18 protein-coding genes are annotated in these 26,200 nt (G+C 56.9%); 11 read left to right on the top strand and 7 right to left on the bottom strand.

Annotated elements, in window-relative coordinates:
* Window positions 1–26: 26 nt before the first annotated feature.
* The 3 genes from EDC38_RS14295 to EDC38_RS14285 form a co-directional block, all read right to left on the bottom strand.
* On the bottom strand, window positions 27–1,256 hold the full coding sequence (locus tag EDC38_RS14295; RefSeq protein ID WP_123639229.1) for an alginate lyase family protein: 1,230 nt from the start codon (window positions 1,254–1,256) through the stop codon (window positions 27–29).
* 10 nt (window positions 1,257–1,266) lie between these two features.
* Window positions 1,267–2,466: a glycoside hydrolase family 88/105 protein gene (locus tag EDC38_RS14290; protein WP_123639228.1), complete on the bottom strand. Its 1,200-nt coding sequence runs from the start codon at window positions 2,464–2,466 to the stop codon at window positions 1,267–1,269.
* Between the two features lie 107 nt (window positions 2,467–2,573).
* Window positions 2,574–4,148, bottom strand: a complete 1,575-nt coding sequence (locus EDC38_RS14285) for a pectate lyase family protein (protein WP_170162948.1) — start codon at window positions 4,146–4,148, stop codon at window positions 2,574–2,576.
* 398 nt (window positions 4,149–4,546) lie between these two features.
* Between EDC38_RS14285 and EDC38_RS14280 the strand changes: the two genes are divergently transcribed.
* The 6 genes from EDC38_RS14280 to EDC38_RS14255 all read left to right on the top strand — a co-directional run bounded on the left by EDC38_RS14280 (window position 4,547) and on the right by EDC38_RS14255 (window position 14,560).
* A complete protein-coding gene (locus tag EDC38_RS14280; RefSeq protein WP_123639226.1) occupies window positions 4,547–7,483 on the top strand; it encodes a TonB-dependent receptor in 2,937 nt (978 codons plus the stop codon).
* A gap of 190 nt (window positions 7,484–7,673) precedes the next feature.
* Window positions 7,674–8,372, top strand: a complete 699-nt coding sequence (locus EDC38_RS14275) for a 3-keto-disaccharide hydrolase (RefSeq protein ID WP_123639225.1) — start codon at window positions 7,674–7,676, stop codon at window positions 8,370–8,372.
* Window positions 8,373–8,552: 180 nt separating this feature from the next.
* Window positions 8,553–10,802 (top strand): PVC-type heme-binding CxxCH protein, encoded by a 2,250-nt coding sequence (locus tag EDC38_RS14270; RefSeq protein ID WP_123639224.1) that lies wholly within the window; start codon window positions 8,553–8,555, stop codon window positions 10,800–10,802.
* Between the two features lie 2 nt (window positions 10,803–10,804).
* The gene (locus EDC38_RS14265; protein ID WP_123639223.1) at window positions 10,805–11,998 is read left to right on the top strand and encodes a Gfo/Idh/MocA family protein; all 1,194 of its coding nucleotides are present in this window, start codon (window positions 10,805–10,807) and stop codon (window positions 11,996–11,998) included.
* A 57-nt stretch (window positions 11,999–12,055) separates the two neighbouring features.
* Window positions 12,056–13,450 carry a divalent metal cation transporter gene (locus EDC38_RS14260; RefSeq protein WP_123639222.1) on the top strand — a complete coding sequence of 465 codons (1,395 nt, stop codon included), beginning with the start codon at window positions 12,056–12,058 and terminating at the stop codon, window positions 13,448–13,450.
* Window positions 13,451–13,453: 3 nt separating this feature from the next.
* The gene (locus EDC38_RS14255; RefSeq protein ID WP_123639221.1) at window positions 13,454–14,560 is read left to right on the top strand and encodes a Gfo/Idh/MocA family protein; all 1,107 of its coding nucleotides are present in this window, start codon (window positions 13,454–13,456) and stop codon (window positions 14,558–14,560) included.
* Window positions 14,561–14,708: 148 nt separating this feature from the next.
* Here EDC38_RS14255 and EDC38_RS14250 read toward each other — a convergent pair whose 3' ends face one another.
* The 4 genes from EDC38_RS14250 to EDC38_RS14235 form a co-directional block, all read right to left on the bottom strand.
* Window positions 14,709–15,503, bottom strand: coding sequence for a gluconate 5-dehydrogenase (locus EDC38_RS14250; protein ID WP_123639220.1), 795 nt, complete (start codon window positions 15,501–15,503; stop codon window positions 14,709–14,711).
* 11 nt (window positions 15,504–15,514) lie between these two features.
* On the bottom strand, window positions 15,515–16,354 hold the full coding sequence (kduI, locus tag EDC38_RS14245) for a 5-dehydro-4-deoxy-D-glucuronate isomerase (RefSeq protein WP_123639219.1): 840 nt from the start codon (window positions 16,352–16,354) through the stop codon (window positions 15,515–15,517).
* An 8-nt stretch (window positions 16,355–16,362) separates the two neighbouring features.
* Complete coding sequence (locus tag EDC38_RS14240) at window positions 16,363–18,888, bottom strand: glycoside hydrolase family 88 protein (RefSeq protein WP_123639218.1); 2,526 nt, start codon at window positions 18,886–18,888, stop codon at window positions 16,363–16,365.
* Window positions 18,889–19,619: 731 nt separating this feature from the next.
* Complete coding sequence (locus EDC38_RS14235; protein WP_123639217.1) at window positions 19,620–20,087, bottom strand: hypothetical protein; 468 nt, start codon at window positions 20,085–20,087, stop codon at window positions 19,620–19,622.
* On the opposite strand from EDC38_RS14235, the gene EDC38_RS14230 reads away from it, so the two are divergent.
* The 5 genes from EDC38_RS14230 (at window position 20,070) to EDC38_RS14210 (ending at window position 26,185) form a co-directional block, all read left to right on the top strand.
* The gene (locus EDC38_RS14230) at window positions 20,070–21,590 is read left to right on the top strand and encodes a UxaA family hydrolase (RefSeq protein WP_123639216.1); all 1,521 of its coding nucleotides are present in this window, start codon (window positions 20,070–20,072) and stop codon (window positions 21,588–21,590) included. The genes EDC38_RS14235 and EDC38_RS14230 overlap by 18 nt on opposite strands.
* Window positions 21,591–21,858: 268 nt before the next feature.
* On the top strand, window positions 21,859–23,013 hold the full coding sequence (locus EDC38_RS14225) for a Re/Si-specific NAD(P)(+) transhydrogenase subunit alpha (RefSeq protein ID WP_123639215.1): 1,155 nt from the start codon (window positions 21,859–21,861) through the stop codon (window positions 23,011–23,013).
* Between the two features lie 10 nt (window positions 23,014–23,023).
* The gene (locus EDC38_RS14220) at window positions 23,024–23,308 is read left to right on the top strand and encodes an NAD(P) transhydrogenase subunit alpha part 2 (protein WP_024462101.1); all 285 of its coding nucleotides are present in this window, start codon (window positions 23,024–23,026) and stop codon (window positions 23,306–23,308) included.
* A gap of 12 nt (window positions 23,309–23,320) precedes the next feature.
* The gene (locus EDC38_RS14215; protein ID WP_123639214.1) at window positions 23,321–24,727 is read left to right on the top strand and encodes an NAD(P)(+) transhydrogenase (Re/Si-specific) subunit beta; all 1,407 of its coding nucleotides are present in this window, start codon (window positions 23,321–23,323) and stop codon (window positions 24,725–24,727) included.
* A gap of 465 nt (window positions 24,728–25,192) precedes the next feature.
* Entirely contained in the window at window positions 25,193–26,185 is a 993-nt protein-coding gene (locus tag EDC38_RS14210; RefSeq protein ID WP_024462103.1) for a TRAP transporter substrate-binding protein, read from the top strand.
* Window positions 26,186–26,200: the final 15 nt, after the last annotated feature.

Raw genomic sequence — 26,200 nt, 5'->3', positions numbered from 1 at the left:
ACCTCTCGATAGTTCTCATGTTGTGTTTATGGAAAAAGCGGTTCGCCCGGCTCGAGTAGCCAGAGTAGGGGATGGCGGACCGGCAGGTTTCGGCGTACCTCGTACTCTTGTGGGTCGGGTTCAAACGGTGACCAGAGCGTCAGGTAATCGGGCTCCTGAAAAGCGCGGGCGGCGAGGGCCAGGGATGGATGCCGGACCGGCCACTCGTCCCAGTAGAGCACGTCCGGTTCCAGGGGCCATTGGCGCTTGTCCCGGATGTAGGGAGCCATAAATTCGATGGCCCGCTCCATGCCCCGTCCGTCGTCTGCCTGGTAATGCCACAGGTCCTGCTCGGGAGTAGACGCAATCTCCGCGACCATCGCCATGGCATCGAGCACGAACAGGGAGTAGCCGTAGGCTTTGGTGCGGTCCAGTTCGGCGGGAAAGCTGCCGTTCTCGGCCATCATGGTGCCGACAAAGTTATCGCGAAAGTCGTTGCGGATGCTGGCGAGGGTGGCTTCATCCCCGAGCAGGTCGGCGAAGGCCGCCGCCTGCATGGCCCAGGTAACGCCGTGGTTATTGGGGTGCTGGCGCTCCTTGATACCAAACGGGTGCTCCACCAGCCACGTCAGGTAGCGGGAGAACCAGTGTTCGATGGCCCTCTGCTCTTCTCCGGTCAGTTGCCCCCGGGCGATCAGATGTTGGGCGCTGCGGGCGACCTGAGTGAGGTGAATGGTATCGATCACGCCGATACTGCGCCCGGTGTTGCGGCCCTTGATGGCCTGGGCATACAGCAGGTGCGGTGCCATGTGGGTGTCCGGATCGACAAACCAGGCCAAGAGGTGATTGATTGCGGCCTCGGCGTAGCGATCGTCACCGCTCAGAAGGTAGGCCGAGGTAAGGCTGGCGGTAATGTCGCTGAAGCGCATCAGTGCCTGTCGATGCTCGATAAAGTTGTCCGGGTTGGTCAGACCGTCGCGGCGAATATAGGGGCCGTCCGGATCCTCCGGGTTAGGCCACCAGTAATCGCCCTCGGAGTAAAAATCGTGGGGCCCACCGGCGCTTCGCTCGCTCCGGGTGGCGGTGACGGTCCGAGGGGCGGCCTGCAGGTAGGCGTCTGCTTTGCGCTCGATGCGGGAGCGCTCCACCGAAGCGACCTGCGTGGTGATACCGCCTGCCGAACCGGTCGGCAGTTGGGTGCAGCCGGTGGCCAGCAGGGCACCGGCCACCAGCAGTGAGCTCGTAACTGAGCGGATGCGGGAGAGTTGGCTCAACATGGGCAACTCGCTAGCGCCGGCTCATGGGGTAAACTTCAGACGCCGCCAGCAACAGGGCTCCGACACCGTAGAGCTGGGTGTCCTCTGCTGTGGCGCTGCCCGGGGCGAAGCCGACCTGCTGAACCCAGCCCAGTTTGCCCGAGGGCTGCACCGCGTTCACCAGGGCGCCCCAGCCGAGCTCGACACTCTGGCGGTACTGCTCACCTTCCAGCAGGTCGTTGTTCAGGCCCCAGGCCAGGGCAAAAACCAGCAGGCCGGTACCACTGGATTCCGGTGCCGGGGCTTCGTCCCGGGCCAGCAACGAGGAGCGCCAGTTGCCGTCGGCGTGTTGCAGTTTTACCAGACGGGCGGCCATCTCCCGGTAGATGCGTTCGTAACCTTCACGCTCCTCAAAGTCCTCGGGCATCTGGTCGAGGATTCGGGCAATGCCGGCCAGGGTCCAGCCGTTGCCCCGACCCCAGTAGATCAGTCGGCCCTCATCATCGCGGCGCTCAAAGTAACGACTGTCACGCAGATAGAGGTGTTCGTCTTCGTTATAGAGGTACTCGGTGGTGGCCCAGAACTCTTCATGGGCAAATTCCGCGTAGCGGGGGTCACCGGTCAGTCGGCTCAGATCAAAGAACACCGGCGGCGCCATGAAAATCGCATCGGCCCAACACCAGCGCTTGCGACATTCCTGGTCGTTGAAGACCCGGTCGCCCACGACCAGCCGGTCACGCTCATCGTCGATAAAGGCGAGATCCACGTCGCTGGGGTTGCTGACCACTTCGTCCAGAACCTCTTGTGTGTGTTCAATCATCCGGGCTTCGTCGTGCTGCCGGTACAGATCAATGTAGACCTGTCCCATGGCGTGATCGTCGGCATCGTAAACTCGGGGGCCCAACTGCCACCGATTGACCTCACTGAGATTTTTGACGGCTGTGCGATACTCGGTCTGCCCGGACTGCTCCGCCCAGTGCATCAAACCAATGTTCAGTGTGGCGTTGACCCAGCCCTGGGGTAGCTCGCTGGCGCGCTCTTCTTCCCGGAAGTTGTTGGTCTTCAGGTCATACTGGGCCAGTTGCCAGTCGGCGACCAGGTTGGCTGCGGTGCGGATGGCCTCGGGCTCGAAGGCATCGGACAGCCCGGCGGATTCGGGGGTGCTCTGATGGGTACAGGCGGTGGCCGATAGCAGTAGGGCGGCGGCCAGAGGCCAGCGTCGATAACTCATGGTAACCCTCGTGTTATTGTTCCGCCCCTGCGGGGCGGTAGTGGCAATGAATTTTGGTAATGTGGTAATACCAATTCTGGCAGTCTAAACCGGCTGCCTGAAAATGTCTACGGCTCCCCCAGTCGCTCCCGTTTCTGATATTCATACAGAGAGGGTGTCGAGCGCAGGGGAGTGTTCAGGGCGTCAATCAGGGCATCCGGGCCATAGTCGATGGTCAGTGGCCGGTTGCCATGAATACCGATCAGGCGTGCCTGGGGGCCATCGGAGACACCGTGTAACCGCAGGGGTCGCGAGTCGTCCATTCCGCCATCAACCTGCACGCGAATATTCCAGAAGGTGTTATAGGCGCCGTGGGTCGGTTTCCAGTAGCTGGCACCGCCGCCTTTGAACAGAGGGTATTGCGCGTCGTCAATGTGGTCTGGATCCAGTTGCACCAGAACTTCCAGGTCGTCGAACAGGTTCTGGTGGTTGGCGCCGGAATGCTGGTCCAGCACCGGAGCGGTATACACCTGGCTTTGGGTGTAGACGCTACGGGTGGCAAAGGTATTGAAGCTGAGCGGGTGACGAACCCGGTTGTGGACCTTGAGGTTTTTGACCAGAACGTTGTGGGTGTCGCCCATCGACACACTGTAGTGGGCCAGGTTCTCCCCGGTGGTGGTGATGTTTTCCAGGCTCAGATTCGCGACTTCCTCGGTCAGAATGCCGCTGTCGGCGTTGTGAATCTGGACGTCTTTCACCCAGCCGTTAAACAGGCGGGTCAGGAAAATCGCGTTGTAGCCGGGCTCCACATGGTGGGCAATGGTGGGTGCGGTGGGAAAGGTCAGGCTCAGGTGCTCGATGCCGACCCGGCTCAGGTGGGGCCACTCGACGATTCGGGTGTGGCCGCCGCTGGCACTGATATCGTGCAGCAGGGTGTCCTTGATTCGAACCCGGTTGGCATCGACCGCCTCAATACGGGTCGGTTGGCGAACCAGTGGCTGGTCAGGCTGTGTCCAGTGGTGGGAGCCAATAGTCACCTGGTCGGTCTGGTAAATGGCGTCCAGCAATGGGCCCTGTTCGCCGTCGCGGTTGTGCCAGTGAATATTGATCACATCGCCCACTGACAGCGTGTGCCCGTCTTCAACCTCAATCCAGTGTTCGCCTCGACGCCCGGCTGTGGCGGTGGCCAGCGTGGTGAAAGGTTGGCTGTAATCGTCCAGGTAGGCCTTTACCCGCTCTCCGGGAACCCGGGTCCAGATAAATCCGCCGGCCCAGGAATACTGAGAGAAGGGCAGGTCGATATTGTTGGCTTTCTCCCGCTGCTGTTTGTTCTGCTCTACGAGGTATTCGCGCAGCTCCTGCAGGGCCGGAGGGTCGGGCAGATACATCAGGGGGCGGGGAAAGTAAATTTCCGTGGCGCCCTGTCCGGCACCGCGCAATACCATATCGCTTCGCTCAATATAGAGAATGTCGCTGAGGATCAATCTCCCGGCCGGCAGTCGCAGGACCACCGGCCCGTCGACGGCGTGAGCGGCGCGAAAGGCTTTCTGAAGCGCCCGGCTATCGTCCCGTTTATCGTCGGGTACGACCCCATAATCGGTAGCGTCAATGTGACGGGCCTTTTCCAGTGCGGGCGCCTGTTCGCCGTATTCATAGCCGGCGTAGGAAAAATCGGGTATGAAGGCGTCCTGGTCGCTGAGCAAGGGCGGCGCGGCTCCCGCGACTCCAGCCCAGGTAAAAAGAGCAACAAATATTGCGGCCCGCCCCCGGGTCGGGTGTCCCCTCATCCTCTCTCTACGATATAGTTGCATACAATCATCCTCATAAATATTCATTATCATTGTGTCTGTCCGGCGTTCTTGCCCTACATCGGGGCAAAAGCTTGAAAAAAATTGGCCTTACAGCTTTACCATCATACCATGTTGATGCATACTCGGTTCAACGGTACCGGCATTGCCTTGGGATTTTCCGCGTGAACACCCGAGAGGACGCGTGTGAACAACCTTAAAATTGGCCTGACCGTTTTACAATAAGATTCGTTGTCCCGTGGGTCAAATGACCCTTCGGCTAATAAGAACCCTTAGAGGGGAGGACACAACCTATGACTTCCAACTGTCTGACACAGGGCCGCTCAACCCGTGCCCGCCATCAATTCTTTCGTCGTAGCGCCCTGGCTATTGCGCTGGCTTCCGCCGGTTTGTCTGCCGGGCAAGTGATGGCTCAGGACAACCAGGAGCAGGGTGCAGGTGCACTTGAAGAGATTCTGGTGACCGGCGCCATCCGCGATACGCTGCGCAACTCGGTAGAAATCAAGCGTGATGCAACTACCATTGTGGACGCTCTGTCCGCCAGTGAAATGGGGGCGCTGCCGGATCTGTCAGTGGCGGAAACTCTGGAGCGCATCACCGGTGTAACCGGCGATCGCTTCAAGGGCAACTCCAGTGAAATTTCAGTGCGCGGCCTTGGCCCCTTCCTGGGGGCATCCACCTATAACGGTCGTGAAGTCAGCTCCGGTAGCGGTAACCGCTCGGTCGCCTTCTCTCAGTTCCCGTCCGAATTGGTCAATGGTGCCGTGGTGTACAAAGCCCAGCAGGCGAGTCTGCTCGAAGGCGGTGTTGCCGGTGTAATTGATCTGCGCAGCCTGCGTCCCATCGATTTTGGTAAACGTCGTATTCAGGGGGAGGTGAAAGCCAACTACAACGAGTACGATGCAAAGCTGAACGGTGATGATGGCATTGGTTACCGTGGTTCACTGTCGTTCACCGATGTGTTTGATACCGAGATCGGAACGATTGGCGTGGCGTTGGGGTATGCAGGGCATGAATCGTCTACTCCCGAAGAGAGCTACAACACCAGCTCAACCCTGCGTAACTGTAACTCCGATTATGTGGCCGATCAGGGTGGCTCAGGTGGTTGGAATCCTTGTTCCTGGAGCGACGACAACGCCGCAGCGGGTGATGGTGCCGCCGCAGATGGCCCTTATTATTTTGTGCCTAACCTGCAGTACTTCCGTCAGATGGAATCCGAAGAAGAGCGCAACGCGTTTATGGGGACGGTTCAGTGGCAGCCCAACGATGACTGGGACATTACCCTGGACGTTCAGGAGTCGGACCGCTTCTATTACGAAGATCGCCACGATCTGTACATTGATGATGGCCGTAACAACATCACCAACTGGGAAACCAATGACGCTCACGCTCTGACCTCTTATACCGGCTACTCCCGGTTCAGCACCTACGGTGAGTATCGTGAACGGGATGAGCAGTACTCCGGTGGCGGTCTCAACATCGAGTGGAATGCTACCGACCGGCTTCTGCTGAGAACAGACCTTTCGGTGTCGGATACCACCCGCTATCAGGAAACCTGGCAGACCCGATTCCGCTCAGACCGTTACTTCTTCGACTGGGAGGCCAACGGTGACGACTGGCCCCTGATCAATCGCGTGTACAGCGACCTTGATGATCCTGAAAATACCCAGGTTGAGCGTTCGTCGTTTGATGACTACAGCTTTTACGATGGTGGTTCCAGCGATGGTCGTCGGGCTCGTTATCGTGAATTCCTGATCGAAGATACCATCAATGCGTTCCGCTTCGAGGGTGAGTATTCCTTCGACCAGGGATTCATTACTTCGATTGATGCGGGGGTTCGCGTCTCCGAGCACGACCACAACAACTACAGTGAAGATACCTGGGCGGTTCAGCAGGAAGAGAATACCTACGCCGATGTTGAAGATGTCGGTGCGAACTGCGGAACCGACTTCCCGCAAAGCGGCTACGGCGAAGACACCTCAGTAACCTATGACACCTGGGCCACCTACGACACCCTCTGTGCCTTTGATCGCATGGTGGGCAATGAAGACTGGTCTCTGACACCGGAAGCACCGAGCTCGGGTGATGTGGTGTTGAGCGAGGAAGTCACCTCCGCCTTTGTCATGGCCAATTTTGAGTCTGAATGGGGTGGCGTGCCGGTTACCGGTAACTTTGGTGTACGTGTGGTGGAAACTGATGTGACCTCGGAGGGCTACCGTCAAAGCTTCATCGTGGAAACGACCGGTGCTGGCACGGATGAAGATCCGCTCAGCTTCCTGATTACCGAAGACACCGATACGCTGACTCAGGAAACCTACACCAACAGCTACACCAATGTGTTGCCCAGCGTGAACGTCAACTTCCTGTTGCGTGAAGACCTGGAGCTGCGTACGGCTCTGTACAAGGCGGTATCCCGCCCGGATATGTGGTGGCTCGGTGCCGGTCGTGACCTGAACCTTGGGGGTGGTGAAGAAGAGTACGCCAGCATTGAAGAGGCGGTTGCTGAAGGGTCGGTTACCGCATTTGGTAACCCCAATATGGAATCTATCGAGTCGGAAAACTTCGATATTTCACTGGGTTGGTACCCGAGCGAAGATACCGCGATCTCAGCCGCGCTTTACCATAAACGCTTCAACGCCGGGCTGGATACGGCCGACGATGTCTATGAAACCTTTGTCATCAACGGTCAGCCCGCTGAAATGGAGGTCAACGGTATTATTGAAAATACTGGTGAAGAGTCGACCATCAACGGTATCGAGCTGACGGTCCAGCACGGCTTTACCAGCCTGCCTGAGCCATTCGATGGCCTGGGTTTCTCGGCTGGCGTCAACTTCGCGGATACCGATTTCGAGTACCCCGAAAATGGTTCCGAGATTACCGACGATATTGACATTGCTCCGGCCAATCTGCCCGGATTCTCTGATGAGAGCTATAACGTGGAAGGCTACTGGGAGAAGTATGGCGCCAGTGCCCGTCTGTCGTATAAATATCGCTCAGAGTACCTGAAGCCGTTTGGTAGCAACTTTGGGCAAACCAACCGTTACGTGCAGGGACATGACTCACTCGATCTGTCCCTGGCGTACAACCTGAACGCGAACCTGCAGATCAAGCTGCAGGCGCTCAACCTGGCGAACGATGCCTACGTTGAGTATCGCGTGGCGGAAGATGCATTCAATCGCATTGAATACAGTGGTCGCAAGTTCTTCTTGGGACTGCGCTTCCGTATGTAGGCGATCTCCTACTCCCACGACCTTGTAGTAAATGGACTGACTCTCACTACTACTTTAAGGCGGGCATGATGCTCGCCTTTTTTTGTTGCAAGCCCATCGGTAAAGCGATAAGGTGGCCTTACCGAAGGTGGGTTCCTGAACCCGATGTGCTCGATACCTCTGGCTACTCCTCAATATGGATCGCTGACCAATGAGAAAACTGATACTTTTCTTTCTGTCATTGATGTCAATCAGTGGCTGTTCTACCCATCCGCAAGTTGAATCTACCCATCTTATTGACCCCTCCTTGAGTCATTTCGAGAATATTTACGATTATGGCAGCGCACAGGTGGAAAATGGTGAGCTGATACTACGCTCGACGGACAACTGGTTTCTGACCACAAAAAAACGGTACCGGGATTTTATTCTGACGGCTGAGGTACTCATGCCCGACGTCGACGAATACAGTAACTCGGGAATCATCTTCAGGGGGCAGGTTAAAACAACCGACGACGGCCAGGAGGCTATGGGCTACCAGGCCGAAGTTGATCCGAGTGATCGTAAGTGGAGTGGCGGGCTCTATGATCAGGCCCGTCGCCAGTGGCTGCACCCGGTCCACCCGACCCGCTCCGAGCCCGATGACCACTTCGAAGAAAACTATCTGTCCGGTTGGACCGATGAAATGGCCAGTGCCTACCGCCATCTTGAATGGAACAAGTACCGAATCGAGTGCCGGGGGAGTGACATCAAGATATACGTCAATGGCGTGCTGACCACCCATGTTCGAGACAGTAAGGACAGCGAGGGCTTTATCGGCCTGCAGCACCATGGGAGTCAGTTATTGAAGGAAAGTGGCCGTACCAACAATATCGTACGCTTTCGGAATGTCACTATTACCGAATTGGAGTAAATCGTGCGGGCTGACAATAATTTCAAGATAAACAGTGTAATCGTATTGGCTCATACCTTGTTCGGCCTGTCGATAATAGGTTGTTCATACACTCTGTCAGAGGATGATTCTCCTCCGAGCGTCGATACCTCGCAAACCGAATCGACGACCATAAACCTGGGCGATCGTGAAGGCCACGACATGACGCCGCCGATAGCCGCCGAAGATATACCGCCCGCTCCGGTTCTGACGGTCCCGGAGGCCCTGGATTCCATGCAGGTACAGCCCGGCTTTGTGTTGGACAATGTTGCGGCCGAGCCCTATGTGTTCAATCCGGTGGCCCTGAGTTTTGATGGTAATGGGCGTATCTGGGTGGCCGAAATGACCACGTATATGCCCGACCTTGACGGCAATAATGAGGACGTTCCGACGGGAAGCATTGCCATCCTGGACGATACCAATGGCGACGGAGCGGTGGATCAGCGCACGGTATTCCTGGACGACATTGTTCTGCCCCGCACCATAGCGCTGGTAAAAGGTGGCATTCTGTACTCCGATCAGACCCAGCTGTACTTCGCTGAAGTCAAAGCGGGGGATAAGCTTGGCATTCGCGAGGTGGTTGATCCGGATTACGCCCGGGGCGGTAGTGTCGAGCATAAGCCCAACGGGATGCTCTACGCCCTGGATAACTGGTACTACAACGCCAAAAGTGATCGTCGCTACAAAGTCCTTCCCCTGGATGAGCAATTGCCCGAAGGATCTGAAGAGATCTATCGTAACCAGTACTGGAAAATGGCGCTCTCCAAAACGGAATCCCGGGGCCAGTGGGGTATCAGTATGGACGATTACGGTCGGCTGTTTCATAACTGGAATAGTGTGCCTATTCAAGGAGAGTTTCTACGTCCCAACTCGCTGAATCGAAACCCCGAACTGGTGCAGGAGATAAAAGCTCATAGCATTGGAGGCAATCGGGTATACCCCGCTCGCATCAATCCCGGTGTGAATCGAGCCTATTTGCCGGAGACGCTGGTTTCCGAAGGGCCCGACAAGGGCAAGCTGGTCAACTTTACTGCCTCCAGCGGCAGTGTGGTCTATCGCGGAAACCAGTTCCCCGAGACGTATTATGGTGTGGGTTTCACCCCGGAGCCGGCTGCCAACCTGATTTCAGCCAGACGTATTATCGAGGGGCAGGGCGAGCTGAGTGGTGAGGCGCTCTACCCGGAAAGTGAGATTCTGGCATCTACTGACGAGCGCTTCCGGCCGGTCAATCTCTATACTTCACCTGATGGATCGCTATACATTGTGGATATGTATCATGGCGTAATCCAGCACAAAGAGTTCCTGACCACCTATCTACGGGAGCAGTCTGAAGCTCGTGACCTGGACAAGAATAACAACAATATGGGCAGGGTATACCGGTTGCGCTGGGCAGAGAATGAGCTGACGGAAAAACCTCAACTGCTCGATAAAACCAGTTCACAGCTGGTAGCCTATTTGGCTCATGAGAATGGTTGGTATCGGGATACCGCCAGACGTCTGATTGTCCAGCGCAATGACCCGAGTGTCGTGGGTGAAGTGACTCGCCTTGCGCAGACAACCGACGACCACCGTGCTCAGATCAACGCGCTTTGGACCTTGGAGGGGCTGAACGCTGTCAACCCGGAAAGCATTCGAGCCGGACTGAACTCGCCGCACACCAAGGTAAAGGTTTCAGCCATTGAGTTACTGACACGCCTTTCAGAAGGTGAGCAGCAGGAGTTTGCGGCGGACCTTGTCAAGTTATCGACCAGCGACTACGAGACTGCGCTGCAACTGGCATTGAGTGCTGGACAGCTGAAAATCGACAGCACGATGGCGTTATTGGCGTTGGTGTTGAATGAATATGGCGACCAGCCATTGATCAATGAAGCCGTGGTGAGTGGGATCGCCGGTCGAGAGGAGGAGCTGAAGTCCTACCTGGGTGATGAGCTCAATGAAAAGCTGAGCGGCCTGTTGGCGCTGGTGGGCAATCAACAGATCGTCGAAAGCAACTTCAGATACCTCGTGACGCAGGAGCAGAACCAGTATCTTCGCGGAAAAGAAATGTATGAGGGCCGGGCGGCCTGTGCCGGTTGCCATGGCCAGCACGGGAAAGGTCAGGACGGTATGGCGCCACCGCTGGCCAATAGCGATTGGGTTGGTGGAGAGCCCGAAGTGCTGATTAAAGTGCTGCTGCACGGCTTGCGCGGTCCGATAAAAGTCAATGATGTTGAGTATGAGTTCCCTCTGGTTATGCCGGGATTGGCCGGCAATGCCAGCTTTAGCGACCAGGATAATGCGGATATAGCAACCTATATTCGCAATAGTTGGGGGAATGCCGCGGGTGCCATCAGTGCCGATGACGTTCGCGAAGTGCGTAAGCACACAGCTACACAGAATCAACCGTATACTGCCAGTGAGTTGGGTCGATAATCATGCAGACAGCTAACCGGGAGCCTTCTGACGGTTCCGTAGAGAGTGACCTGCCCGCGGTTCGTGTGGGCGTTGTGGGCCTGGGCAATATTGCCCGGCAACACATTCAGAATATCGTCGATGGAGAGGTGCAGGGTTGTGAAATCGGGGCCATCTGTTCACGCAGTGGCTCTGAATTATCCGATGAGCTTGGGGTTCAGCACTTCTCTGACTACCGAGCGCTTTGTGATTCGGGGCTGGTGGATGCATTGATCATTGCCTCGCCCACCATGCAGCATTTCCCCATGGCCAAGTACGCCCTGGAGCGGAAGCTTCATGTGATGCTGGAGAAGCCGATCGGTCTGTCTTCGTTTGAAGGCGAAACGCTTCTCCAGTACGCCGACGAAAACACCGTGTTCGCGCTGATGCTGAATCAGCGCACCGATCCCACCTTCAGCAAAATGAAGGAGATAGTGGAAAGCGGTGTTCTGGGGCCGATCCGGCGAACCCATTGGACCATGACCAACTGGTTCAGGCCTGAGATCTATTTTGAAGTCAGTGACTGGCGTGCTACCTGGAAGGGAGAGGGCGGTGGTGTACTGCTCAATCAGTGCATTCACAATCTGGATGTATTTCAGTGGATCTGTGGTCTTCCCAACGAGATTCACGGGTTCTGTGAGTTCGGTAAGTATCATCAGGTCGAAGTTGAAGATGAAGTGACGGCGTATCTGCGCTACCCCAATGGCGCCACGGGATTGTTTGTCGGCTCTACTGGCGAGGCTCCGGGGGTCAATCGTTTCGACGTTATTGGCGATAGGGGCAGCTTACATTTTGATTCGGGGCAGCTTACCCTGGTCCGCAATCAGCAGAGTACATCGGAATTCAACCGACAGACCGACGATATGTTCGGTATGCCTGAGAGCCGCGCTGAAGTTGTCAGCACGGGCGGTAAAGTAAATCAGCACGCGCTGATCATGACCAACTTTGTGGACGCCATCCGGCACGGCGCGGAGCTGATAACCCCGGCTGAACAGGGGCTGGCGTCATTGGATATGGCCAATGCCATGTTGCTGTCGACCTGGCAGAACCGGCCAATACCGTTACCGCTTGATAGAAAAGTTTATCAGAGCGCGCTGGACGGTAAAATCGCCACATCGTCATTGCGCCAGAAGTCAGACAGGAAGGCCAGGGTCGATATGTCGGCTTCGTATCGTTGACATAGCCTTGCGCGTCTTATGTTGTCCCGATAAATACAATAAAACCCAGGATCTGTTATGAACGACTCAGTAACCAATGAGTTAGCGACGTTAAACCGAATCTCCGGTAGGCCCTGGTACGCCCGGGTTCCAACCTATCTGATATTGAGCGGCCCCGGATGGTTGCAGGGTGCCATGACGCTGGGGGGCGGGAGTGCGGTGACATCACTGACCATCGGCGCTTTGTTTGGGTACGAGTTTCTATGGGTTCAGCCGGTATCAATGATCATTGGTTGCGTCATGTTGTTCGCGCTCTCGCACCAGACTCTGCATACCCAGATCAAACCTTTTGAAGCAATGAAGCGGTATGTCAACGCGCCCTTGGCATGGCTCTGGGCAATCGCGGCCTTTGCGTCCAGCATCATCTGGGGGTTCGCCCACTACCCGCTCAGTGCCGGTATGCTGGAAGAGGTAGTGGTGGTGTCCACGGGTTGGTCCGTGGATGAAGAAAACACGATCGGGCGTGATATCTACCTCTTGGTTCTGGCTACCCTGGTGTGGGCAGGCTGTGCCTTCACCGCATGGAAATATGGCGAACAAGCCGGTGATTCCAGTGGTGTTCAGCCGGGCAAAACCAATGCAATCAAAGTCTTCGAAACCGGCATAAAGCTATTAAGTGGTTCAATCATCATTGCTTTTGCCTGGGTGGTCATCAGTGCCAGTCTGCAGGGCAAAGTGGACTGGGGCGCTGTGGTCGCTGGTTATATTCCCACTTCACTGCCCCAGGATTCGGAAGGTGTCACTGTAATGATGGCGGCGTTGGGAAGCGCGGTGGGTATTAATATGACCTTTATCTATGGTTATACGCTTTTGTATAAAAAGTGGACACCAGCGCATGTCGAGCTCTCCCGGTACGATATCGGCTTCGGCCTGGTGTTGCCTTACGTTCTAGTCACCAGTTTGATCTCGATTGCGGCGGCAGGGGCGTTTTTCAATTCTGATATGGATATTCAGGGGAAACTGAGCCCCGCCGTTGCGGGCAAGATGTTCATGTCGGCGGGCCTGGGTGAAGTGACCAGTCGCCTGATTTTTGCCTTTGGTATTTTGGGGATGGCGGTCGGATCCCTGGTCATGCACATGTTATGTTGCGGATCTGCGGCCGCAGCCCTGTTCAATTGGCCGGAGGGGAGCTTGAAGTACAAGCTGGCTTTGCTGTCACCTACCCCCGCGGTATTGGGTGTATTTTTCTGGTCAACCATGGGCCCCTACGTGGTGTTGCCCACGTCGGCAATATGCGGATTCTTGCTGCCCATTGCGTATATTGGTTGGGCTATTCTGCACAACAGACCCAGTTACCTGGGTGACGCCATGCCAACCGGATTAAACAGAGTGTTGTTTAATCTGGCAATGGTGTTATGTATTGTGACTGTAATGGCCAGTGTGGCTTATTCAACCTGGGTTCAATTGGTTTAGAACATGAATGACTCTACTTCAGTCAATATAAAAGACGGTGCTAGTTATGCGCCGTTGGGTAAATCGAAGAAAGTCGTTGCGCCTGAGGAGTTTTGCTTTTCGGTGGCCTGGCTGGATCACGGCCATATTTATGGGCAGACCAATGGCCTGTTGCAGGCTGGCGGAACACTTCGCTATGTGTACGATCCGGATCCCAAAAAGCTGGCTGCTTTCTGCGAAAAGTATCCGCAGGCCAAGGAGGCTGACAGCTTTGATCAGATACTGGCCGATGACAAAACGTTATTGGTGGCATCCGCAGCGATCCCCAATGTGCGGGCGGAGATTGGCATTCAGGTAATGCTGGCAGGAAAGGATTACTTTACAGACAAGGCGCCTTTCACCACCCTGGAGCAGCTCGATCGGGTCAAACAGGTGGTGGCGCAAACCGGGCGCAAGTATGCGGTGTATTACGCCGAGCGGTTACACAATGAAGCGGCCTGGAGGGCGGGAGAGCTGATCGCCGAAGGGGCGATTGGCCGAGTGCTTCAGGTCATCAATCTGGCGCCCCATCGATTGTCCAAAACGACCCGCCCCGACTGGTTTTTTGATAAGAATCAGTATGGTGGCATTCTGACGGATATCGGTTCACATCAGGTGGAGCAGTTTTTGACCTATGCCGGTGAGATAGAGGCAACTATCAATTTTGCGCGGGCCTGTAATCTGAACAATGCCGATAAGCCCGAACTGGAAGATTTTGGTGAAATGTCCATGACGGGGGACAATGGTGCGTCCTTCTATACCCGGGTTGATTGGTTTACCAGCGATGGACAGGCGACCTGGGGCGATGGCCGCACCTTTATTCTCGGTACCGAAGGGAATATTGAATGTCGTAAATACAATGACGTGGCAAGACAGGCGCCGGCATCAAAGGTGTTTTTGACCAATGCCCAGGGCGAGCGGGAGATTGACTGTCTGGGACAGTCGAGTTTCCCGTATTTTGGTCAGCTGGTTCTGGATTGTCTTCACCGGACGGAGAACGCCATGAGCCAAGCGCATGTGTTCAAGGCCGCCGAGTTGAGCTTGAAAGCTCAGGAGATGGCGGATGAAGGTCGTCGGGTTACGCTGCGCTAACCCGACCTACCAGAAGGTCCGGCACCGAGCGATCCCGTAGGTCGGGTTATCGCAGCGTAACCCGACAGAACCCGGCCTGACTTTTCTGAACCACAAAAAAACGGCGCCGAAGCGCCGTATCAAAACCGCAGAAAGGGTCTGCTGAAACTTACTCGTTGGCCGGCTTGCCAATGGTGGCGAGAATGCCGCCGTCCACGTAGACGATTTGCCCGGTCACAAAGTCACTCGCCTTGGAAGACAGGAATACCGCGGCGCCCTGCAGGTCGTCCGGGTCGCCCCACTTGCCCGCCGGAGTGCGGCTGATGATGAATTCGTTGAGCGGGTTACCTTCCACCCGGATCGGGGCGGTCTGGCTGGTGGCGAAGTAGCCGGGGCCGATGCCGTTGACCTGCACATTGTGGCGCGCCCATTCGGTGGCCATGTTGCGGGTCAGCATTTTCAGACCACCCTTGGCGGCGGCGTAGGCGCCCACGGAGTCGCGACCCAGCTCGCTCATCATGGAGCAGATGTTGATGATCTTGCCCTGCTTGCGCTCAACCATTTTCTTCGCGACCGGACGGGTCATGGTGAACACGCCCACCAGGTCGGTATCGATCACTTGCTGGAATTCTTCCACGGGCATTTCGAGCATGGGAACACGCTTGATGATGCCGGCGTTGTTCACCAGGATATCGATTGGGCCGACTTCTTTCTCGATCTTGTCGACCGCCGCAATTACCTGGTCTTCTTTGGTGACGTCGAACTTGTAGCCAAAGGCCTTGTAGCCGTCGGCTTCATATTCGGCCACAGCCTTGTCGATTTTTTCCTGGGAGGAATGACCGTTGACCACAATGGTGGCACCGGCGCTGCCCAGGCCCTTGGCCATGGCCATGCCGATTCCGTGGGTGGCGCCGGTAACCAGCGCCACTTTGCCTGTCAGATCGAACAGGGGATGATGACTCATAGAGAAGCTCCTTACTTCAGTTCGTGTGGCTGGTGGAAGTCCATGTCGGTGTAGTCGAGGTTCTCACCGGCCATGCCCCAGATGAACGTGTAGTTGGCGGTACCGACGCCCGAGTGCATGGACCAGGGCGGAGACAGGACGGCCTGCTCATTGTGAATCCACAAATGACGGGTGTCGTCTTTCGGGCCCATGAAGTGGCAGACGGCCTGATCTTCCGGCACATTGAAATAGAAATACGCTTCCATCCGCCGGGTGTGGGTGTGCACCGGCATGGTATTCCAGATGCTGCCTGGCTGCAGTTCGGTCATGCCCATCTGCAACTGACAGGTTTCGATGATGCCGTTGATCAGCAACTGGTTGACCCGACGTTCGTTGCAGGTATCCGAGGAGCCCAACTCCAGCACATTGGCATCGCCCATGCCGACTTTTTTGGTCGGGTAGGCGTGGTGCGCAGGGGCCGAGTTCAGGTAGAACTTGGCCGGGTTGCTGGCGTCGACGCTGCGGAAGCTGACCTCTTTGGCACCGCGACCGACGTAAATGGCACTTTTGGATTCCAGCTCGTAATCGGTGCCGTCTACCGTGACGATACCGTCGCCACCGATGTTGATGGCACCCAGTTCACGCCGGTCCAGAAAGTGCTCGGCTTTCTGCTGGTCCACGGGCTCCAGGGTCACGGCCTTGTTGATCGGCTTGGCACCACCGACCATCATCCGGTCGTAGTGGGTGTACACAAAGTGGATCTGATCGTCTTCGAAAATTTTCTCGATCAGAAAGTGCTTGCGCAGCTTCTCTGTGTCGTAGTGCTTGTAGTCGTCGATGTGAACGGCAAAGCGTTCTTCGATCTGTTTCATGGGTTACCTCACTTGCCTTGGAGCAGGCGGTGCATTTCGATACCGGCGAGGATAAACGGCCCCGTACCTTTCGGGTCGTTTTCCCAGACCGGTTCGCTCATATAGTAGTGGTAGCTGCCGTCGCGGCCAAAACCCAGGCCGGCCACCAGACAGATATTGGTCATGCTGATCTTGCCATCTTCATGAACCGTCACGAATTCGTTGATCAGGCCATCATAGGCTTTCTGGGCGACCGGAAGGAAGCTGTCATCCAGGTACCCCATACGAATGGCTTTGGCGTAGAAGTAGGCGAACATGGCGGTGGCGCTGGATTCGCGGTAGTTGCCCGGCGCGTCCGGCTGATCCATGATCTGCCACCAGGTGCCGGTGGGGTCCTGGTACTTCTGCAGGTCGACCGCAATCTCCTGAATCATATCAATGATCGGTTGGCGCAGCTCGGTTTCCTCTTCCGGAATGAAGTCCAGTACATCCACGGTGGCCATGGTGAGCCAGCCGAAACCGCGGCCCCAGAAATGCTCGGACAGACCGGTTTCGGGGTCGGCCCAATCCTGCTGTTTTTTCTCGTCCCAGGCGTGGTAATACAGGCCGGTTTCGGGATCGCGCAGCTCTTCGCGGGTGATCTCGAACTCCTTGACCACTTCGGCCCAGCTTTCGTGCTGTTGCTCGCCTTCTTCGAACAGGAGCGCGTAGTGGGCAAGGTAGGGCATGGCCATGTAAACGCCATCCAGCCAGACCTGCCATGGGTAGCGCTCCTTGTGCCAGAAAGCGCCACCGCTGGTGCGCGGATGCTTGTGCAGGTGCTCGCGCAACTGATCGGCGGCGAGTTTGAAACGCTCTTCGCCGGTCTGCTCCCACAGGCGCAGGACGCCCACGCCGGGCTTGACGTTATCCACGCTGAAGTTGGTCATTTTATAGCGGGCAATCTCGCCCTCTTCACCAATAAAGCTGCCGGTCACATGGGGCAGAACCTTGGCGTAACGCTCCGCCGGTGCCACTTCGTTGAGTTCATCGTAGGCCATGGGGAGCAGGCCGATGATGTCGTACTCGAACTTGGGCGGACGCTCGCGGTTGGTGTCCCAGCCGTCCACGTGGTACCTCATGGTTTTGCGCTCCAGCTCGGAATCGGCCAGGCGCTTGCTCCAGTTCAGCGCCGCCTCGGCGTCCGCCGGCGGATTTTTCTGTTCCTGGCTGTGTGCGGTAGTGAGGCGTTCACGCGGAGCCAGGGTCAGGCGTTCGGCCTCTCCCTCCAGGTATTCGACAAACGCTTCACGGGTGGTGATGCCGTCCAGCTCGTGCTGCCAGACCGCCAGGAAGTAGTAGTCCACATCTTCGCCCGCCGCGTCGAGTACGGTCACATAGTTGTGCTCGTCTTCGGTCTGCCCCTCGCGGTCGGATTTACGGAACAACAGGGCCATGCCCAGGTAGTCGTCTTCACCGCTCAGGCTCTGTTTGCCCCAGCTTGCCACATAGGTGTAGGCCTTGCCGGTAATATCGACCTCGCCTTCAATCAGCTCGGTGCCCGGATGTTTGACGATGCCCGTGGTCAGGTTGTCCAGCTCGTCGCTCAGTTCCAGGTCTACGTGTACCAGGCGGCTGCCGGCAGTCATGGACAATTGTGCGGTCAGGTCGACCGTGGTGTCCGCCACCTGCCAATCTTTGTAGTGGATGCTGAATGAGGAGTAAAGGTCGCCGTTATCCAGAATCCTGGCATCCCACCCGTCCACTTCAGAAACGCGGTGTACGTGCTCACCGTCCCAGTATCCGTAGCCGCCGACGCCAAGGGAGTCGCCAACTTTGAGGATGTCCATGCCCCAGTCGGCCGGCTCGTGGTAGGAATCGTAGCCGTCCTCGCCGACATTCTGCAGAACCATGTCGTGGGTTTTCTTGCCGAAAATATCAAAGCCGTTGCGCCAGTCGAGATAGACCCGGTAGCCCACCAGATCCGATTCGATGCCGGGGCCTTCATAGCGGATGTAATAGGAGTGATCAGAGTGCTCTTCGGGTGGTGTCAGGCTCTCGACGTTTTCAAATTCACCGCCCACATATTCGTGCTGGCCTTCGCGGTTTTCATCGGAATGCGGCTGCCATTCACCGCCGACCTTGTGGGAAATTTCCGCCTGTGTGCGCTTGGCCACCTCGGGTGCCTGGCTGGCGAGCCCGCGATCAATGACCAGCTCAATGGTGCCTGCCGAGGGAAGATTGACCAGGGTGAGCAGGCCGTCTTTCTGCCCATCGCCGTCACGGTCAATCAGTTGCGTGGCGACCGGCGTACCGTTTACGGTCGCTCCCAGCTCGCTGTCCAACGCATCCTGACGCGTCAGTCCGAATTCGTCGAAGCTGACAAAATAGGGCTCATCGCTGACGGCACGGCTCAGGGCGTTGGACAGCTGGACCTGGGCGACCGGGGTCTGCTGGGTCTGCTCGGGCTGGACGCTGGAGGATTGCGGCTCGGTGGCGGGTGGTTCCTGGCTGCAACCGGCCAGAGTGGCCGCCGTTACCAACAGCGTGCCGGAAAGCGGTGGGTATTTCAGCATAGTTATCACCTTTCTGGTCTCTCTTCTTGAATGTGCTTCTAGTTATTGGTCGGAATTCGCCCGTCTCTTGTTGGGAGCGGAAGCACAAGCCGGGGTGTTCCGTGGAAGGGGGTCGGTCCTTGATCCGGATGCCCTAGTGGTCCATGTGGCTAATGGTTGATTCGGGCACGACCTCACCCGCCAGCGGACAATCCGCTGGCGGGGTCTTGGCCTTACTGGTTGATCCCCGAAAATCGGCTCTGATGGCCTCTCATTTCAGGGTTGCTCGACACCGATACCGCCTGGTTGTCGGGCGCTTGGAGCGGTCTCTCTCACCTCGTATATACCCGATTGGTATAGACGTTTGCCCCAGTTGTCTCCCTCTTGCCTCTTTACATCGTCGCATTAGAGGCTCGGGCACCCGGTCATTTGATGTTTTTGGGTTGCCCGATACCGCTGGCATTCAGACTCTTTGGGATTAGCCGCGTGCAGAACAGAAAACGCGAACGGTTTGCTAACGGTTTATCTTTAGAGTCTGGCAGTTTCCTCTGCGGAAATGCGTATGCCGTCATGCAGTGAACTCATTCTGGTACGGCCCGGCGGGAAAATCAAGGCTGAAGAACAAATTTTTTCCTGTAATGGGGAATATATTAGTGAGATTGTTTCGGTATTTTTGCTGTAAACGGTTACACATAATTTATTATATATGAGTAACCGATTACATTTTGCGTGAACTTCGCAGTGAGACGGTTTCATGGCTTTATGGGAGGGAATTCCGGCAAAAAATTAACGGGTGAGGCCGCTCCTACTCCGTTGCGATTGACAGCGGTGTCAAATGGGATAAACAGCCCATTCTGTGCAAATGACAACGCTGTCAGATTGCGTTTTGCGTAAATTTTTTGGGTGGGGTTTTCACACCATGCGTTGCGAGTGGTTGCGGTGTCCGCTTTGTCGGTGCTAAATTTGATCCCGGTATTGACCGAATACCATTGCCGATTTTTCAGGCGCCGCAAGGCGCCTGTTTTTTTCTGTACCTGAAAAAGAATCCCGCAAAACAAAAAGCGTCGGCCCGCAGGGGTGGCGACACACGGGAAATTGGCAGGCCGGCTCGACGGAGCGCGAACGGCTTTTACCACCGAACGGTTTCTGTTCTGCCAGGTGAGAGTGGCGTCAGAGACTCCAATCTTTGGGTGATCATTATTTTGGCGAACATCATTCATTTACACGAGCGCGACAACGTAGGCGTGTGTAAAGGGGCTATTCCGGCGGGCACGGCACTGATCGAGCCCGAATTGACTCTGGTTGACGATATCCCGGCCATGCACAAAGTGGCGCTGGTGGATATCCCTGAAGGTCAGCCCATCCTGAAATACGGTCAGGTGATCGGTTTTGCCGCCAAGGCCATCAAGGCCGGTGAGCATGTGCACAGTCATAACTGCAAAATGGGCGAGGCGGAAAAAGATTATGGCTTTTGCCGCCTCGCCAGGCCCACGGACCTTGTGCCCGAAAGCGAACGGGCCACGTTCCGGGGCTACCGACGCGCCAATGGCAAGGTCGGAACGCGCAATTACATTGGTATTCTGACTACTGTGAATTGCTCCGCCACCGTCGCCAAGGCCATTGCCCAGCACTTCACCTTCTCGGGCGAACTGGACGACTACCCCAATATTGATGGCGTCGTGGCCTTTACCCACGAAACCGGCTGCGGCATGCGCTCCGATGGCGAAGGCTATGAGACTCTGCGGCGCACTTTCGATGGTTATGCACGCCACCCCAACTTCGGCGGCATTCTCATGGTCGGGCTCGGCTGCGAAACCATGCAGGTTCGTCGGGTGATGGAGGAGAGTGGTCTGGGGGATACCGACACCTTTCAGGCATACACCATTCAGGATGTCGGCGGTACCCGTAAGGCGATTGAGCGTGGCATCGAGGTGTTGCGCGGCATGTTGGATGGGGTGAATCAGCACACCCGCGAAACCGTCCCGGCCAGCGAGCTGACCCTGGCGGTCCAGTGTGGTGGTTCGGATGCCTTCTCCGGTATTACGGCGAACCCCGCGCTGGGCGCGGCGGGGGACATTCTGATCCGCCATGGCGGTACTGTCATTTATTCGGAGACACCGGAAATTTTCGGTGCCGAGCACCTGCTGACCCAGCGTGCAAAAACACCCGAGCTCGCCCAAAAGTTGCTCGATCGCATTGAGTGGTGGCAGGATTATACGGCGCGCAACGATTTTGAGCTGGACAATAACCCCTCTCCGGGTAACAAAGCGGGTGGCTTGACCACCATCATGGAAAAGTCCCTGGGGGCCCAGGCCAAGAGCGGTTCCACCGAAATGGTGGGCGTGTACCTGTATGGGGAAGAAGTAAAAGAGAAGGGGCTGGTGTTCATGGACAGCCCCGGGTTTGACCCCGTGTCGGTCACCGGGCAGGTTGCCTCGGGCGCCAACGTGGTATGCTTTACCACCGGTCGCGGTTCAGCCTTTGGCTTCAAGCCCGCGCCCAGCCTGAAGCTGGCCAGCAATTCCGAGCTGTATCAGCGGATGCAGGAGGACATTGATATCAATTGTGGTGGCATTCTGGATGGTGAGAAAACCATGCAGGAATGCGCCGAAGAAATTTTCCGGGTCGTACTCGCGACGGCTTCGGGAGAGCAGACCCAGAGCGAAAAGCTCGGGTACGGTGATAATGAGTTCAACCCCTGGAAAATAGGGGCCGTGGTGTAGGAGATCAATCCGGGTGCTCTGTGGGCACCCACACAACGCGGACCAGCGGAGGAGAGAACCCCGGGAGGTGAGAGACCCGGGGTTTTCTCGGCGCAGAATCAAGGCGGGAAAACGCCAACTGACGCACTCTGTTGACTCCAGACAACAAAAAACGAGGCCCTGATTCCATCAGGCGCCCGTTGATTAGGACATCATTCCGCTCAATCCCCACCTTTTACGGGAAAAGCGGCTATGTTTAATGGTGTCCATCACATGAGGGAGACGTTTCATGAAAATAGCGATACCCAAAGAGCGTCGCGAGCACGAGCGGCGTGTAGCCGCAACGCCCGAGACGGTCAAGAAATTGATTGCCCTCGGTGCCGAGGTGGCGGTAGAGGCGGGCGCGGGCCTGTCCAGCCGTATCACCGATGAGGCCTACGAGGCGGCGGGCGCCACTCTGGTCAGCGACCTGAACAGTCTGCTGGGCGATGCCGATGTGGTGCTCAAGGTCCAGCGTCCCCTGCTGGGCGGAGGCGACCAGCCCGACGAGTTGTCCCCGATGAAAAAGGGCGCTCTGCTGATTGCCGGCCTGTCCCCCTACGCCGAACCCGACGCCATCAAACGCTATGCCGAGGCGGGTGTGACCGCCATCGCCATGGAGTTTGTGCCCCGCATCACCCGTGCCCAGAGCATGGATATCCTCAGTTCCCAGAGCAACCTCGCCGGTTACCGTGCGGTACTGGAAGCGGCTTATGTATACGATCGGGCCATGCCCATGATGATGACCGCCGCCGGGACCATTGCTCCCGCCCGGGTGATGGTGCTGGGCGCCGGTGTCGCCGGTCTGCAGGCCATTGCCACCGCCAAGCGTCTGGGCGCCATTGTATCCGCCACGGATGTCCGGCCCGCCGCCAAAGAGCAGGTGGAAAGCCTGGGCGGCAAGTTCGTCATGGTCGAGAGCGACGAAACCAAAGAAGCGGAAACCGCTGGTGGTTACGCCAAGGAAATGAGCGAAGACTACAAGCGCAAGCAGGCGGAGCTGGTGGCGGAAACCCTGAAGAAACAGGACATAGCCATTTGCACCGCACTAATTCCCGGCCGCAAGGCCCCGACCCTGATCAATGACGAAATGGTGCACAGTATGCGCCCCGGCTCGGTGATTGTGGATCTGGCCGCAGAGCAGGGCGGCAACTGCACCCTGTCCAAGCCCGGTGAGGTGGTGGATGTGAACGGTGTGTCCATTATCGGCCACTACAACATTCCGAGCCGGCTGTCCGCCGATGCCAGTTCGCTGTTCGCCAAGAACCTACTCAACTACCTGACGCCTCTGGTCGATGCCGAGAGCAAAGCGCTCAAGGTCGATTGGGAAGACGAAATCGTTGCCGCTTCCGTGCTGACACGGGACGGTCAGGTCGTTCATTCCGCTTTCCAAAGCGAACAATAAGGGGGTCGTCATGGAAGCCAATTTCATTCAGCAGTTATCCATTTTCGTGCTGGCGATTTTCGTCGGCTACTACGTCGTCTGGAGTGTCACCCCGGCACTGCACACACCGCTGATGGCCGTTACCAACGCCATCTCCAGTGTGATCATTGTGGGCGCATTGATCGCCGCCGGCCCCGAGAGCATGAGCCTGTCCAAAGCCCTGGGCTTTGTGGCCATGACGCTGGCCGCGATCAATATCTTCGGTGGCTTTACCGTCACCCAACGCATGCTCGCCATGTACAAGAAGAAAAAGTAACCGGGGGAACTTATGACTGAACTACACGCGAATCTGACCTCGCTGGCCTATCTGGTCGCGGCGGTCCTGTTTATCATGGCCCTGCGCGGCCTGTCCTCGCCGGAAACCTCACGGACCGGTAATATCTGCGGCATGCTCGGCATGCTGATCGCGGTGGTGACCACCGTGTTCAGCCCGGAAGTGCAATCCTACGAATGGATTGTGGCGGCGCTGGTGCTCGGCGCGGTGATCGGTATCACCATCGCCAAACGCATCGCCATGACCGCCATGCCGCAACTGGTAGCGGCTTTCCACAGCCTGGTCGGTATGGCCGCGGTGCTGGTGGCCGGTGCGGCCTTTACCAACCCGGGGGCGTTTGGCCTGGTCGGCGCGACCGGAGATATCTTTGTCGCCAGTCGTATCGAGATGGGTCTGGGTGTCGTGATCGGTGCGATCACCTTTTCCGGGTCCGTGATCGCCTTCACCAAACTGCAAGGGCTGGTCTCCGGTGCACCGGTGTCTTTCGGCGGCCAGCATTATCTCAATGCCCTGTTTGGCCTGGTGATACTGGCCCTGCTGGTTTACTTCTGCATCGATCAGCAGCCCTGGATCTTCTGGACCATGACCGCCCTGGCGTTTGTCATCGGGGTGTTGATCATCATCCCCATCGGCGGTGCCGATATGCCGGTGGTCGTGTCCATGCTCAACTCCTACTCCGGTTGGGCCGCAGCGGGCATTGGTTTCACCCTGAAAAACGACGCCCTGATTGTCACCGGCGCCCTGGTGGGTTCTTCCGGTGCGATTCTGTCCTACATCATGTGTAAAGGCATGAACCGCTCGTTCTTCAATGTGATTCTCGGTGGCTTCGGCGGCGACTCCTCCGCCGGCGGCCCGGCCGGTGCGGCGGACGATCGTCCAGTGAAGCAGGGCAGCGCGGAAGATGCAGCCTTCATCATGAAAAACGCCGGCTCGGTGATCATTGTGCCGGGCTACGGTATGGCGGTGGCCCAGGCGCAGCACGCGCTGCGTGAAATGTGCGACGAGCTGAAAGAAGCGGGCGTGACCATCAAGTATGCGATTCACCCGGTGGCAGGTCGTATGCCGGGCCATATGAACGTACTGCTGGCGGAAGCGAACGTGTCGTATGACGAGGTGTTCGAGCTGGAGGATATCAACAGCGAATTCCAGACCACGGATGTCGCTTTTGTGATCGGTGCCAACGATGTGACCAACCCGTCGGCGAAGACCGATCCGGCCAGTCCGATTTACGGTATGCCGATTCTGGATGTGGAAAAGGCGAAGACGGTTCTGTTCGTCAAGCGCGGTATGTCGGCAGGTTACGCTGGGGTGCAGAATGAGTTGTTCTACAAGGACAACACCATGATGCTGTTCGGCGATGCCAAGAAAATGGTTGAGACGATTCTTCGTAACCTCGATTAATAGTTGGGTGGTCGTTCGGCTTTGGGGGCTTCTCGACTTCGGGGGTGGGTGTGGGGCACACGGTTTCAAAACACGCCGTACATACATCCCTGTAGGCTCGGATCGCCGGTCCCCGGCTCTACGGTTTTGAAACCGTGTGCCCCACACCCGCGTACCGATTGGTAGAGGTAACGACTTAAGTGGTTGCGGTAACCTCTCAGTGTTGTGACGTTCAAAGAACATGCAATGACGAAAGGTTTCTGCCCAAGTGAGGGATGACATGGGGTACACCGTTTCGGGACCGTAGAGCGGGGGACCCGCGATCCGAGCCCCCAGGGATGGGTTTACGGCGTGTCCCGAAACGGTGTACCCCATGGCAGCCCGGATTTAAAACACCGAAGGCCAAAACAGACAAACAAGGTTTAATTGAGAGAAGGTAGGCTGCCCTGTATCATGGTCAGCTCGACAATAAGAGAGAAGGTCACTATGCAATCAAACCAACCAACCACCTGGCGGCGAGTGCTCGGCTGCATTGCGGTAACCATCGGCCTGGCCGGCTGTGACACCGTAGTGGACGACACCGTCTACATGAAAATGGGGCATGACCTCGATCGAAGCACGCCCGTGCACAAAGCCATGGTTCACATGGCCGACCGGTTGCATGAACTGTCGGACGGTAGCGTTCAGTTGGAAGTCTACTCCAACGGCCAGCTCGGCTCCGAACGGGAACTGATTGAACTGCTCCAGATTGGCAGCCTGGCCATGACCAAAGTGTCCGCCAGCCCAATGGAAAGCTTCGTACCGGAAATGAAAGTGTTCAGCTTGCCCTACGTATTCCGGGATCACGAACACTTCTGGAATTTTCTCGACAGCGATGCCGGTATCAAAATGCTCCAGTCCGGTGCGGATGTCGGATTGCGGGGGCTGGGTTACTACGATGCCGGTAGCCGCAGCTTTTACACCGTCAACAAACAGGTCGAAACGCCTGAAGACCTGGCCGGGATGAAAATCCGGGTTCAGGAGAGTCAGACCTCCATGGCAATGGTCCGCTCCCTGGGCGGCTCTCCAACTCCGGTTTCCTGGGGTGAGCTCTATACCGCCCTCTCCCAAGGTGTCGTGGACGGTGCCGAGAACAACCCGCCGAGCTTTTTCATCTCCAAGCACTACGAAGTGGCGAAGTTCTACTCGCTCAATGAGCACACCTATGTACCGGACGTGGTCCTGATCAGTAACTACGTCTGGAACTCTCTGGATGAACAACAACAGGCCTGGCTGCAGCAGGCCATGGATGAGTCGGTGACCTACCAGAAACAACTATGGGCCGAAGCGACCGAGCACGCGCTGGAAGAGGTGCAAAAAGCCGGTGTGGAAGTGGTTTATCCGGACAAGACACCCTTTATGGAACGTGTTGAGCCCATGCATGAAGAACTGCGCGGTGAGCCCGTGTACGAGCTTCTGCAGCAGATCAAATCCATGTGAGCGCGGAGACGAGAG

Origin of the sequence: Marinimicrobium koreense (genome assembly GCF_003762925.1) — a bacterium.
Lineage (GTDB): Bacteria > Pseudomonadota > Gammaproteobacteria > Pseudomonadales > Cellvibrionaceae > Marinimicrobium > Marinimicrobium koreense.
The sequence above is the reverse complement of the archived record's forward strand: the minus strand, read 5'-3'. Positions and strand labels throughout refer to the sequence as shown.

Coding starts and splice junctions, on each gene's coding strand:
- EDC38_RS14295 (WP_123639229.1), bottom strand. CDS start 1,256: ATGTTGAGCCAACTCTCCCGCATCCGCTCAGTTACGAGCTCACTGCTG.
- EDC38_RS14290 (WP_123639228.1), bottom strand. CDS start 2,466: ATGAGTTATCGACGCTGGCCTCTGGCCGCCGCCCTACTGCTATCGGCC.
- EDC38_RS14280 (WP_123639226.1), top strand. CDS start 4,547: ATGACTTCCAACTGTCTGACACAGGGCCGCTCAACCCGTGCCCGCCAT.
- EDC38_RS14275 (WP_123639225.1), top strand. CDS start 7,674: ATGAGAAAACTGATACTTTTCTTTCTGTCATTGATGTCAATCAGTGGC.
- EDC38_RS14270 (WP_123639224.1), top strand. CDS start 8,553: ATGACGCCGCCGATAGCCGCCGAAGATATACCGCCCGCTCCGGTTCTG.
- EDC38_RS14265 (WP_123639223.1), top strand. CDS start 10,805: ATGCAGACAGCTAACCGGGAGCCTTCTGACGGTTCCGTAGAGAGTGAC.
- EDC38_RS14260 (WP_123639222.1), top strand. CDS start 12,056: ATGAACGACTCAGTAACCAATGAGTTAGCGACGTTAAACCGAATCTCC.
- EDC38_RS14255 (WP_123639221.1), top strand. CDS start 13,454: ATGAATGACTCTACTTCAGTCAATATAAAAGACGGTGCTAGTTATGCG.
- EDC38_RS14250 (WP_123639220.1), bottom strand. CDS start 15,503: ATGAGTCATCATCCCCTGTTCGATCTGACAGGCAAAGTGGCGCTGGTT.
- kduI (WP_123639219.1), bottom strand. CDS start 16,354: ATGAAACAGATCGAAGAACGCTTTGCCGTTCACATCGACGACTACAAG.
- EDC38_RS14240 (WP_123639218.1), bottom strand. CDS start 18,888: ATGCTGAAATACCCACCGCTTTCCGGCACGCTGTTGGTAACGGCGGCC.
- EDC38_RS14235 (WP_123639217.1), bottom strand. CDS start 20,087: ATGAATGATGTTCGCCAAAATAATGATCACCCAAAGATTGGAGTCTCT.
- EDC38_RS14225 (WP_123639215.1), top strand. CDS start 21,859: ATGAAAATAGCGATACCCAAAGAGCGTCGCGAGCACGAGCGGCGTGTA.
- EDC38_RS14220 (WP_024462101.1), top strand. CDS start 23,024: ATGGAAGCCAATTTCATTCAGCAGTTATCCATTTTCGTGCTGGCGATT.
- EDC38_RS14215 (WP_123639214.1), top strand. CDS start 23,321: ATGACTGAACTACACGCGAATCTGACCTCGCTGGCCTATCTGGTCGCG.
- EDC38_RS14210 (WP_024462103.1), top strand. CDS start 25,193: ATGCAATCAAACCAACCAACCACCTGGCGGCGAGTGCTCGGCTGCATT.